Here is a 10780-nt window from a genome sequence, read left to right as displayed (position 1 = left end):
ATAGAAAAGCAGTTCAAGCGGTCGGACGTCGACCGCACGGAAGCCGAGCCCGGCGCGGCGTTCCAGTAGGCCCGCTCCGGAACCGTTCTCTACCGACCGGCCTCGCGGCCGCGTTTTCTCGTTTCGTGCCGGTTTCGCCGCCTACCTGCTGACGGTCCTCGGCGTCATCTGAGGCGGCGACGACGACGATGCCGATCGTGACGAGTCGCCACGCGAGCTTCAACACGAACTTCCCGAGGACGATCACGATCGCCGCGGCGACGAGCGCGGCGAGCAGCTGTCCGGTCGGGCTGGCGAGGATCCCGGCCTGGAGGGGCGTCGACGCTGCGAGCTCGGCGAATGGCGTAGTCATGTCCGGGGCCACGGCGAGGCCGGGCATAAGCTTGTGGGGGTCGAGGACGGCTCACGGGAGGCGATCGAGCAATCGAAATCGACCGTGCGCCGTCGTGAGTCCGGACAGGAACCGTTGTTCGATATCTGAGAGTGACAGAACGGAAGGCGTTCGACGGGGACGACGGGAGACACTTACGAGACGAACTTCAGCAGGTCGTCGCGGTTGTGCCCGTGGAACCGCGTTCGCAGACATTCCTCTAACGCCTCGATATCCCCCCGCTTCGCACACATCGGCGCGATCCGGTCCGACCACTGCTGCCACGGCGGGTAAAGCCCCAAGCGGTCGCAGATCTCGTCGAGCCGCTCGTCGAGGTCGTCGATCTTGTCGGTCTTGTTGACGGCGACGATGGGCTCGACGCCGACGTCCTCCAAGAAGCCGTACATTTCCACGTCGTGGGGGACGTTCCCGCGCTCGGCGTGGCGATCGATGATGTCGACGGCGGCCTTGCCGTCCATCACGACGACGCCGGCCAGAATGGAGTCGGCGTTCTCCTCCAGGTAGTGAACGATGTTCGTCTTGATCTGCTCGCGGTGCTCCTCCTCGACGCCGGACATGAAGCCGAACCCGGGGAGGTCGGTGAACATGAAGCTCTCGCTGGCCCAGTCGAAGTGGTTCGGCTGCCGGGTGACGCCCGGCTTCCCGCCGGTCGAGAAGTCGTGGCCCGTCAGCTCGCGCATCAGCGTGGACTTGCCGACGTTCGAGCGCCCCACGAGGACGACCTCGGCGTCGCGGTCCGGCCGGTCTTCGAACATACGCGCCCATGGGCGACTGAGCGGTTTAAAAGGCGCGTCGTCGACGTGCCGAATCCGGACGGACGCGTCGACGTCGTCGCGGTCAGACCGCCACGCCGCCGTCGCCGACCCCGTCCGCCTCGGGGCCGGCCGGGTCCTCGATGCGGTCGTTGACGGCCGCGAACGCCGATCCGAACATCCGGAAGACGGCGACCTGACCGTAGAACTGGACGAACGGAACCAACACCGCGCCGACGATAGTCACGAGGAGAACGACGGAGACGAGGAAGACGCCGACCGAGATCAGGAGCGGCATCAACACGGCGAGGAGGTACTCCGCGCTGAACAGCGTCGGCTTGAGGAGCCCCGCGTCGAAGGCCGCGCTCACCTCGCCGCGGACCGCGTACGCCGTGAGCGCCGCCGGGACCGCGTAGTAGATGAAGAACAGCACGGGGACGAAGGCCACCGCGAGCAGCGCGCCGGTGAGGCCGATCAGCGCGCCGAGGTCGCCCCCGATTCCGGACCCGATCCCGACGACCACCGAGACGACGACCCCGTACGCGATCAGCGGAACGACCGAGTACGCGAGCGCGATGAGCACCGCGACCACGCCCTTCGCCAGCAGGTCGCCCCAGTCGTCGAACGCCGGGGGCACGTCGTCGCCCGCCACCGTCCGCTCCAGCACCCTGACGAGGTAGCCGAAGACGGCGAACGTCGGGATCACGAACACCGAGAGCAGCCCCAGGACGCCGCCGATGACGATCCGTCCGACCCAGTCCTCGCGCATCGGATACGACAGCCCGTCTTCGATCATGTCCGAACTGAACACCGATCTGATATATAAAAATGGCGACACGGTCGCCGACGGGACTCGATCGTGTCAGCCGACGATGAGATGGGAGCCGCGTCGGCTCCGGTTCCGTCGGCTACTTGTCGCCCGCCGACGTCACTTCGACATGGACAAACAGATCGTCCGCGAGGCCGTCTGGGACGCCTTCGAGGCGGGCGACCAGGCGCGGTTCCCGTTCCCGCCGCACGACCGGATCCCGAACTTCGCCGGCGCGGACGCGGCGTGCGAGCGTCTGACCGAGACCGACGAGTGGGCGGGCACCGAGACGCTCAAGTGCAACCCCGACGCGCCCCAGCTCCCGGTCAGGCGCGCCGCGCTCCGCGCCGGCAAGACGGTGTACGTCGCGCAGCCCCGGCTCCGCGATCCGGACCCCTTCCTCCGGCTCGACCCGGCCGAGATACCGCCCGAGGAAGTCGGCGACGCGACGACCGTCTCCGGAATCTCCGAGTACGGGACGCCGACGGCTCCCGGAGACGTCCCCCACGTCGACCTCGTGGTCGCCGGCTCGGTCGGCGTCACGACCGACGGCGCCCGGATCGGGAAGGGCGAGGGGTATAGCGACCTGGAGTGGGGCGTACTCAGCGAGCTCGGCGCGGTCGACAGCGAGGCGCAGCGCGCCCCTGGCAGCGAGGGACAGAGTCCCTCGGGCAACCGGGCTTCGCCCGGTGACAGCCGGACGCAGTCCGGCGACGCCGACACGGCGGTCGCGACCACGGTCCACGAGCTGTCCGTGATCGACGGTCCCGAATCCCCCGTGGCTGACGCTGCGGACCTCCCCGAACCCGACGCGCACGACGTCCCGCTCGACCTGGTCGTCACGCCGGAGCGAACGGTCCGGACCGAGACGCCGTACGACCGACCGAGCGGAATCGACTGGGACGCGCTCGACTCGGAAAAGCTGGAAGAGATTCCGGTCCTCGCGGAGCGGGCGCCGGGGCGAAAGTAGGGTGACTCGACCGTCGGGCGTCGACCGGCGACCGCTCAGTCCGCGCGCTTCGGCGACGGCGCGGACCGCTCCGTGCGGTGGTCGGCCACGTGACCGCACTCGGGGCAGACGATGGTGCGCTCGTCGCCGTCGCTGACGACGAGCCACCCCTCCGGGACGGGGTTCTGGAAGCTACACTCGGCACAGAAGAGGACCGACTTCCGGGGGGACGACCGGGGACCGCTGGCGACTGCGTTCATATTCATATGTATTGTCCCGACGTATATGGGTCTTGTCCGGCCCGATCGTTCGATATATTCCGAATTATAACCCGGGAACGCGTCGATTCGCGTTTCGAAACGAAACGGTCGTTTCGGGAATCCGAACCGAACTGATCGGGTTCTGCCACCGTCGTACGGGATCGATCGGCCCCTAGCGCGCCAGCGGCATGTTGTAGCTCGTCTCCGACTCCATCACGTGCTCCCACGTCGCCTCGCAGTCGCAGGAGACCTGCGAGAAGACGCTCCGGTCCTGCCGTTTGTCGAAATCCTTGATCGCGGTCTGGACGCGGTCGTCGCACTCGCCGCAGTTGTGCGCGCCCCGGTCGGAGCCGTGGCCGACGGGGTCGGAAACGACGATGGCGTCGACGTCGGCCGTCTCCTCCAGGACGTGAGCGACCGACCAGAGCCACGGCGGGCGGTAGCCGCCCTCGAAGAACAGCTCGTCGACCATCGTGTACCGCTGGACGTTCGTCGGGTTCATCGAGACGGTGTGGCAGCCGTCCACGTCGGCGCAGCGCCGGATCGAGTCGATCATGTCGGCGGCCGCCTCCGGCTCCGCGAGGAACGGCGGCTTCATGAGGAGGTACGCCTTGATCCCCACGTCCGCGTCGAACTCGGCGTCCGCGGCGGCGGCCTCGGCGCAGGCGTCCTCGAAGTCGGCGAAGTCGAAGTACTTGTTCACGCAGTCGTGGCGGACGCGGTCGGTCGCGGTCTCCAGCCCGACGGCCACGTCGGTCGCGATCCCGTGGTCGGCGAAGTCGCCGATCTTCTCCCGGCTCACGAAGTCCGGCAGTGACTCCACCACGATCCGGTCGCGGTCCGCGAACGTCTCGGCGATGGCGCGTCGGGTCTCCGCGGGGACCTCGCGCTCGTCGAGGAACGAGCCGGAGGTGTAGATCTTGATCAGCTCGGCGGGCCGATCGGCCTCCTCGGCCTCGTGGTCGAGGCACACCTCGATCTGGTTCATCAGCGCCTCGTGGCTCACGCTGCCGCCCTCGACCGACTCGGCGACGTAGCCGCACATCGTGCAGCCGCCGGCGCGGGCCCACCGGCAGCCGCCGGTGTTGAGGATGATCGTGAGGGAGTTCACGACGCCGTCGGGCGTGTTGTCCTCGTCGATCCACACGCGGGTCGGCTGCGTCGGGTCGTACGTCTCCGAGCGCTCGGCGCGGATGTCGCGCATCACGGCGTTGTGCGCGTCCATCCCGCGCCCCTGCTCGTACGCGTCGGGGCTCGGCTTGCTCATTACCGGGAGAAGCGGACGAGCGCGTAAAGCGGTGTCGTCACGTTCTGCAACCGGAACACAAAACTCACTGAATGACTGTTCTTCTCGCTTATTCACTGACGATCGCTGTCGTTTCGAGAGAAATTCATGATTATCAATCAAGAGACTGAACACTTTTGTGTCATATCCTCGTCTAACACAATGTTGAATGTCAACGGATCACCCGGACACAACCGAGGACGCACACGCGGAGATCGAAGACGGGCTCATCGCTAACGCACAGGGGGCCGTCGGCGTCGTACACGCGACCTCTCAGTCGGTCGACCGACAGCTGGCCGAGATCGGCGACGCGGCGAGCACGCAGGTCGAGGACATGGAAGCGGTGGCGGAGGACGTCACGGACCTGAGCGCGACGGTTCAGGAGGTCGCCGCCAGCGCCGACGAGGTGAGCCGAACCACCGATCGAGCGGCCGAGGCGGCAACGTCCGGGCGAGAGGCGACGGACGAGGCTGCGGCCGCCATGGCTCAGGCCACGGCGGCCACGAACCGGGTGGCGGATCGGATGGCGGCGCTCGAAGCGCAGGTCGGTCGGATCGACGAGGTGGTCGACGTCATCGACCGGATCGCCGACGAGACCAATCTGCTGGCGCTCAACGCCTCGATAGAGGCGGCCAGGGCGAGCGAGGCCGGCCAAGGGTTCGGCGTCGTCGCCGACGAGATCAAGTCGCTCGCCGCCGAGTCGCGGTCGCGGACCGAAGAGATTGAAACCGCGGTCGAGGAGGTCCGAAGCGTCACCGACGACGTGAGCGACGCGCTCGACGACGCGGTCGCGGCAGTCGAGAGCGGTACCGAGTCGGTGGAGGCCGCAGAGTCCGAACTGGATGTCGTCGACGATGCGGTACGGTCGGCCGCGACCGGAGTCGAAGAGGTGTCTGACGCTGTCTCGCAGGGTGCCGAAGCCAGTTCACGGGTCGCGGACCGCACCCGCAACACGGCGGAGGTCGCCGGCGAGATAGAGGTCGCGGTGGGCCGTATCGGCGACGACCGCGCGCAGATGACCGACCTGCTCGCGGAGATCGACGACGCGTTGTCGTCGGCTCGTCGTCACCGTGACGATCGGCTCGCTCGCGCACCGCGAGTCCCGACCGGAATCGACGCCTTCGACGACGCCGGCGGTCTGCCGGCCGGCTCCCGAAACGTGATCGTGACCGATCGGGACGGGCCGGACGAAAACGACGAGGGAACGATCGACGAGGCGGTCGCGAGGCTGTGTGCGTCCGCGATCGACGCCGGTTGGGCCGTCTCGCTCTCGCCGCCCGCCAGCCTCGATCGGGCGACGCTCCGGTCGGTGCTACGCCGCGAGGCCGACATCACGCTGACCGACGCGCTCGCGACCGACCGGCTGTTCGTACTCGATCTATTCGGAACGTGGGCCTCGGACGAGAACGTCATCGACGTGACGGCGACCACTCTCTCGGCGGCGAACGACCGGATCGCCGCCGCGCGAGACCGCCCCTGCGTCGTGATCGGCAACATCGCCGGCGAGCTCGACCTGATGGGAGAGGCGGCGGTCCGAGAGAACACCTACGACAACGACGGCGACACTCTCGGCGACGACGATCTCGTCGTGAACGTCGTCGACGAGGCGGCGGTCCCGGAGCAGTTACGATCGTTCTACCGTGGCGCGGCCGACGATGTCACGCTGATTGATCCGTGAGATACCGGCGGTGTCAACGGCATCGTTCAGGGCGCCCGGTCGCTCGCATCGACCCCGGATCCGCCGAGGACGGGATCCACCGTTCCAGCGATCGCGGCACCCCCCGCCGCTCCGACCGCGTTGAGCGCGGCGTCGCTCCACGCGAACGACCGCCACGGGATCGGCGCCTGGACGAGTTCGATCCCGAACCCGAACGCGGTCGCCACGGCGGCCGCCGCGACGGCGGCGACGGCGCGGGGCTCCCGCGCCGTCCCGGGGACGAGGAGGGCGGCGAGGACCGCGTAGCCGAGGAGGTGAAACGGGGCGGTGAGCCCGACTCCCGCCGGAAGCGCGACGGCGACGATATCGACCGCTCCGTCGATGACGCCGACCGCGCCGTCGGCGCTCCCGCTCGCCCCCGCGGCCGGGACCGGAACGACCGACCCGACGAATACGAGTGCGCCGACCGCGGTCGCGAGCGACCGGGACCGCGTCGCTCGCGCCCCCGGCGAGCGGTCTCGCGCGCCGCGGTCTCGTCGCCGGTCCCGGTCGGAGTCGGTCACGCTCGCGGTTCGGTTCGCGGGCAGTTAGGGCTCACGCCGTCGACGGCGTCCGGTACCGACGCCGGCGGCGCCGCCGAAACCGCTCGCTCGCACGACCGCCGCGGTGCCGTCCCGAGGCGCTCGCGATCGCGTCGTCGCCCCCAAGTATCGGCGGTTCGGATCGCGCGTTTCGTTTATAAGCACTGACCCGGTTATGTTCGCGTCGCAGTAACCGGTATGGGTTACTTCGGGAGGTGAACACCTAACAGGCTACGGTCCTTCTATAATGAACGAGCATTACATGACTGAAATGGGCGGCTACAGGGACCGAGTTGCACAGGTCGACCTCGGTGACGGAGCGGTCGAGTACCGCGGAATCGACGACGAGGACGCGGAGAAGTACATCGGCGCGCGCGGGCTGGGCGTCAAGTACGTCTTCGACGCCGGCCCGGACGTGGACCCGATGGGGCCGGACAACCGACTGGCGTTCATGACGGGCCCCCTCACGGGGACCCAGACCGTGATGAGCGGCCGTATCGCGCTGGTGACGAAGTCCCCGCTGACGGGGACCGTCACCGACTCGCACCACGGCGGCTGGTCCGGGGCGCGGCTCAAGTGGGCCGGGCTCGACGGGATCCTGCTCGACGGCGAGAGCGACGAGCCCGTCTACCTGCTCGTCGAGGATGGCGAGGTCGAGGTACGCGACGCCTCCCACCTCTGGGGGCAGGGCGTTCACGACACGGTCGACCAGATCGGCGAGGAGGTCGACGGGAAGGTCGGTCGGAACCTCTCCGTGATGGCGATCGGGCAGGGCGGCGAGAACGGCGTCCGCTACGCCTGCGTCATCAACGAGGACGACCGCGCCTCGGGTCGGGGCGGCACGGGCGCCGTGATGGGCGCCAAGAACGTGAAGGCGGTCGTCGTGAAGTCGGGGACCGACATGCCGAAGCCCGCCGACCCGGAGACGTTCCAGGAGGGCTACCAACAGGCGATGGAGGTCATCCGCGAGTCCGACGTCACCGCGCCCAACGAGGGCGGGCTCTCGATGTACGGGACGAACGTCCTGATGAACGCGACCGAGGAGATGGACGGGCTCCCGACGAAGAACGCGCAGCACACGTCGACGGAGGCGTACAACGAGTCCGAGAGCGTCGACATCGAGGCGGAGCGCGTCTCCGGCGAGAACGTCCGCGAGAACATCCTCGTCGACGAGCCGACGTGTCACTCCTGTCCGGTGGCGTGTAAGAAGGAGGTAGAGGTCAACGTCACGCACAAGGGCCAGGAGATGAACGTCCGCACGGAGTCGTACGAGTACGAGTCCGCGTGGGCGCTCGGCCCGAACTCCGGTCACTCCGACCGCGACGAGATCGCGCTGCTGCTCCAGCGCTGTAACGACCTCGGGGTCGACACCATCGAGGCCGGCAACATGATGGCGATGGCGATGGAGATGAGCGAGGAGGGTAAGCTCGACGACGTGGGCCACATCGACTGGGGTGACTCCGAGGCGATGATCGACCTCATCGACGAGATCGGGCACCGCTCCTCGGACCTCGGCGACCTCCTCGCGGAGGGCCCCGAGCGCGTCGCCGACGCGAAGGACGCCCACGGCAACAAGCTCTCCGTCAAGGGCCAGACGATGGCCGCCTACGACCCGCGCTGCATGAAGGGCATGGGGATCGCGTACGCGACCTCCAACCGCGGCGCGTGTCACCTGCGCGGCTACACGCCGGCCGCCGAGATCCTCGGCATTCCGGAGAAGGTCGACCCGTACGAGTGGGAGGGGAAAGGCGAGCTCACCGCCACCTTCCAGGACCTGCACGCGGTGTCGGACTCGTTCGACATCTGCAAGTTCAGCGCCTTCGCCGAGGGGATCGAGGAGTACGTGCTCCAGTACAACGGCGTGACCGGCCGCGACGTCAGCGAGGACGAGCTGTTCGAGGCCGGCGAGCGCGTCTATAACCTCGAACGCTACTACAACAACCTCGCCGGCTTCGACGGCGCGGACGACACGCTGCCGAACCGCTTCATCGAGGGGCACCCGGACGCCATCCCCGGCACGGGCGCCAGCGAGGGCGAGCTGGTCGAGCTCGACGAGATGAAGGCCGAGTACTACGAGACCCGCGGCTGGGTCGACGGCGTCGTCCCCGACGAGAAGCTCGCCGATCTCAGCATCGACGTCGGTCCCGGCACCGGCGTCTCCGCCGGCGACTCCGCGGCCCCGGCCGACGACTGAGCGACCGCGCCGCGAGCGCGGACGTTCGGCCGTCGCTCGCATTCATTTTTAAGTGATTCACGGCGGTAGCGACGCGTATGGCGCACGACCCGCTCTCGCCCGCCGAGGCCCTCCGCACGCCGATCGGTGCCGTCCTCGCGGTCATCAGTCTCCTCGCATTCGCGTACTCGATCGTGATCGTCGCACAGCTACTGCTCGGGCTGACCGTCGTCGCCCTGCTCTCCGTCGGCCCGTACCTCTCGTACCGGCTGTTCGCCGCGCTCGACTCGCTGGCGGACGGCGCCCAGCGGATCGCCGACGCTCGCGAGCGCGAGGTCGAGAGGGAGTCAAGGTTCGGGTCCGCCGCCGGGCGCGAGGCGTCGTCCGCGGATCGAGTCACGGAGTCCGAGCGCGAGCGGTAGTCCGTCTCGCGACTCGAGAACGCGGCGCGTTGTTTATGCGGTGAGCCGTCGTCTCGGCGCGATATGAACGCCCGTCCCCTCGCGGCGGTCGGCGTCGCGCTCACCGCGTTCCTCGTCGTCGCCGCCGTCATCACCGAAACGCTCGCGGCCCGGATCGCGTTCTCCGCGCTCGTCGGGCTCCCGGCCGGGATCGCGGCGGGGATCGTCGCGGGCGCGGCGGTCTGGACTCGCCTCTGGCGCTCGCCGCGAGCGCGCCCGGCGCTGCTCGGGACCGCCGCCTTCGGCTACGCGACAGTCGTCGCCGCCGCGGTCTCGTACGCCGTCCCCCCGGCTCGCGGGCTCGTGAGCGTCGCGACCGCGGTGCCGTTCGGCCTGCTCTGCGCGGTCGCCGTCGCCCTCCTGACGCGGCGCTACCCGGAGCGAGTGGACTGAGAGCGACCGAGCCGCGTCCCGGCCGCCGCTCACGCGAACACGACGAACCGGAACAGCCACAGCGTCGCCATCCCGACCGCGATCGTCGCGAAGACGTTCTCGGTGCGCCACGCGACGACACCGGCGACGGCGCCCGCGATCAGCCGCTCGTCGACGAGCGTCGCCGCGACGGAGGGTCGCAGCGTTACCAGGTCGGGGAGGACGAGCGCCGCCAACACGGCGGGCGGGACGTACCGAAGCGGTCGCTGGACGCGGGTCGGTACCCCGTCGATCCGCCCGAACAGGTGGATGAAAGAGAGCCGAATCCCGTACGTAGCGACCCCGATGGCCACGATGGCGGCCCAGGCGCGCGGTGAGGCGACGACCGCGCCGAGACCGTCGATCACGACGCCATCGCCTCCGAATCGATCCTCTCCGCGGCCAGCCCGGCCGCGATTCCGCACAGCGCGCCGACGAGCAGTCCGAGGTTGAGCGGGAGCCCGGCCGCGACCACCGCGATCGCGCCGCCGGCGACGCCCGCGACGGTGGTCGGTCGGTCCTTCATCGCGGGGACGAGGAGGGCGAGGAACACGAGCGGTACCGCGAAGGTGAGCCCCCACGCGTCCGGGACGCCGGCGCCGATGACGACGCCCGCGATAGTGCCGATCTGCCAGACGACCCACAGCGACGCCCCCGCGCCGAGGTAGTAGCGCCACCGGCTCCGATCGGGGTTCTCGTCGAACTCCGCGACCGAGATCGCGTACGCCTGGTCGGTAAGCAGGTACGCGAGCCCCGCGCGGAGCCGACGACCGTAGTCGGCGAAGTGCGGTGCGATCGAGGCCGAGTACATCAACATTCTGAGGTTGATCACCACGGCCGTGCCGACGACGACCGCGAGCGGCGCGTTCGACCCGAGGAGGTCGAGGGCGGCCAGCTGCGAGGCGCCGGCGAACACGATCACCGACATCCCGACCGCCTCCGCGAGTCCGAGGCCGGCGTCGACCGCGGCGATGCCGGCGACGAGCGCGAACGGGACGATCCCGAGCATGAGCGGCGACACGTCGCGGACGCCGGCCCGGAGGTCGCCGTCG

12 protein-coding genes and 1 pseudogene are annotated in these 10780 nt (G+C 69.0%); 5 read left to right on the top strand and 8 right to left on the bottom strand.

What is annotated here, in order from left to right; all coding sequences use genetic code 11:
- Window positions 1–172: 172 nt before the first annotated feature.
- The 3 genes and pseudogenes from SD626R_RS01095 to SD626R_RS01085 all read right to left on the bottom strand — a co-directional run.
- Window positions 173–379 (bottom strand): annotated as a pseudogene (locus tag SD626R_RS01095) (hypothetical protein); the annotation flags it as partial.
- Between the two features lie 146 nt (window positions 380–525).
- Window positions 526–1146: a GTP-binding protein EngB gene (gene engB, locus SD626R_RS01090; RefSeq protein ID WP_092562290.1), complete on the bottom strand. Its 621-nt coding sequence runs from the start codon at window positions 1144–1146 to the stop codon at window positions 526–528.
- A gap of 82 nt (window positions 1147–1228) precedes the next feature.
- Window positions 1229–1939 (bottom strand): DUF4013 domain-containing protein, encoded by a 711-nt coding sequence (locus tag SD626R_RS01085; protein WP_092562287.1) that lies wholly within the window; start codon window positions 1937–1939, stop codon window positions 1229–1231.
- Between the two features lie 142 nt (window positions 1940–2081).
- Here SD626R_RS01085 and SD626R_RS01080 point away from each other — a divergent pair, with 142 nt between their 5' ends.
- Window positions 2082–2921: a 5-formyltetrahydrofolate cyclo-ligase gene (locus tag SD626R_RS01080; RefSeq protein ID WP_092562284.1), complete on the top strand. Its 840-nt coding sequence runs from the start codon at window positions 2082–2084 to the stop codon at window positions 2919–2921.
- A gap of 35 nt (window positions 2922–2956) precedes the next feature.
- Here SD626R_RS01080 and SD626R_RS01075 read toward each other — a convergent pair whose 3' ends face one another.
- Window positions 2957–3160, bottom strand: a complete 204-nt coding sequence (locus SD626R_RS01075) for a DUF8106 domain-containing protein (RefSeq protein WP_092562281.1) — start codon at window positions 3158–3160, stop codon at window positions 2957–2959.
- Window positions 3161–3332: 172 nt separating this feature from the next.
- Window positions 3333–4427, bottom strand: coding sequence for an archaeosine biosynthesis radical SAM protein RaSEA (locus SD626R_RS01070; RefSeq protein ID WP_092562278.1), 1095 nt, complete (start codon window positions 4425–4427; stop codon window positions 3333–3335).
- 187 nt (window positions 4428–4614) lie between these two features.
- On the opposite strand from SD626R_RS01070, the gene SD626R_RS01065 reads away from it, so the two are divergent.
- Window positions 4615–6123, top strand: a complete 1509-nt coding sequence (locus SD626R_RS01065) for a methyl-accepting chemotaxis protein (RefSeq protein WP_092562275.1) — start codon at window positions 4615–4617, stop codon at window positions 6121–6123.
- Window positions 6124–6149: 26 nt separating this feature from the next.
- Here the strand turns inward: SD626R_RS01065 and SD626R_RS01060 are convergent, their stop codons facing one another.
- Window positions 6150–6665 (bottom strand): hypothetical protein, encoded by a 516-nt coding sequence (locus SD626R_RS01060; protein WP_241996784.1) that lies wholly within the window; start codon window positions 6663–6665, stop codon window positions 6150–6152.
- A 280-nt stretch (window positions 6666–6945) separates the two neighbouring features.
- Between SD626R_RS01060 and SD626R_RS01055 the strand changes: the two genes are divergently transcribed.
- From SD626R_RS01055 to SD626R_RS01045, 3 genes are all read left to right on the top strand, one after another.
- Window positions 6946–8877, top strand: a complete 1932-nt coding sequence (locus SD626R_RS01055; protein ID WP_092562272.1) for an aldehyde ferredoxin oxidoreductase family protein — start codon at window positions 6946–6948, stop codon at window positions 8875–8877.
- A 77-nt stretch (window positions 8878–8954) separates the two neighbouring features.
- A complete protein-coding gene (locus tag SD626R_RS01050) occupies window positions 8955–9278 on the top strand; it encodes a DUF8066 domain-containing protein (protein WP_092562269.1) in 324 nt (107 codons plus the stop codon).
- A 63-nt stretch (window positions 9279–9341) separates the two neighbouring features.
- Window positions 9342–9710: a DUF8147 domain-containing protein gene (locus SD626R_RS01045; RefSeq protein WP_092562266.1), complete on the top strand. Its 369-nt coding sequence runs from the start codon at window positions 9342–9344 to the stop codon at window positions 9708–9710.
- A 29-nt stretch (window positions 9711–9739) separates the two neighbouring features.
- Here the strand turns inward: SD626R_RS01045 and SD626R_RS01040 are convergent, their stop codons facing one another.
- Complete coding sequence (locus tag SD626R_RS01040) at window positions 9740–10096, bottom strand: AzlD domain-containing protein (protein WP_092562263.1); 357 nt, start codon at window positions 10094–10096, stop codon at window positions 9740–9742.
- Window positions 10093–10737: an AzlC family ABC transporter permease gene (locus SD626R_RS01035; RefSeq protein ID WP_394324688.1), complete on the bottom strand. Its 645-nt coding sequence runs from the start codon at window positions 10735–10737 to the stop codon at window positions 10093–10095. The genes SD626R_RS01040 and SD626R_RS01035 overlap by 4 nt, the downstream gene beginning before the upstream one ends.
- Between the last annotated feature and the right edge of the window lie 43 nt (window positions 10738–10780).

This window comes from Halorubrum sp. SD626R (assembly GCF_001261915.1).
In the GTDB taxonomy this organism is placed as follows: Archaea; Halobacteriota; Halobacteria; order Halobacteriales; family Haloferacaceae; genus Halorubrum.
The sequence above is the reverse complement of the archived record's forward strand: the minus strand, read 5'-3'. Positions and strand labels throughout refer to the sequence as shown.

Coding starts and splice junctions, on each gene's coding strand:
- SD626R_RS01055 (WP_092562272.1), top strand. CDS start 6,946: ATGACTGAAATGGGCGGCTACAGGGACCGAGTTGCACAGGTCGACCTC.
- SD626R_RS01045 (WP_092562266.1), top strand. CDS start 9,342: ATGAACGCCCGTCCCCTCGCGGCGGTCGGCGTCGCGCTCACCGCGTTC.
- SD626R_RS01080 (WP_092562284.1), top strand. CDS start 2,082: ATGGACAAACAGATCGTCCGCGAGGCCGTCTGGGACGCCTTCGAGGCG.
- SD626R_RS01085 (WP_092562287.1), bottom strand. CDS start 1,939: ATGATCGAAGACGGGCTGTCGTATCCGATGCGCGAGGACTGGGTCGGA.
- SD626R_RS01065 (WP_092562275.1), top strand. CDS start 4,615: ATGTCAACGGATCACCCGGACACAACCGAGGACGCACACGCGGAGATC.
- SD626R_RS01070 (WP_092562278.1), bottom strand. CDS start 4,427: ATGAGCAAGCCGAGCCCCGACGCGTACGAGCAGGGGCGCGGGATGGAC.
- SD626R_RS01075 (WP_092562281.1), bottom strand. CDS start 3,160: ATGAACGCAGTCGCCAGCGGTCCCCGGTCGTCCCCCCGGAAGTCGGTC.
- SD626R_RS01035 (WP_394324688.1), bottom strand. CDS start 10,737: ATGCTCGGGATCGTCCCGTTCGCGCTCGTCGCCGGCATCGCCGCGGTC.
- engB (WP_092562290.1), bottom strand. CDS start 1,146: ATGTTCGAAGACCGGCCGGACCGCGACGCCGAGGTCGTCCTCGTGGGG.
- SD626R_RS01050 (WP_092562269.1), top strand. CDS start 8,955: ATGGCGCACGACCCGCTCTCGCCCGCCGAGGCCCTCCGCACGCCGATC.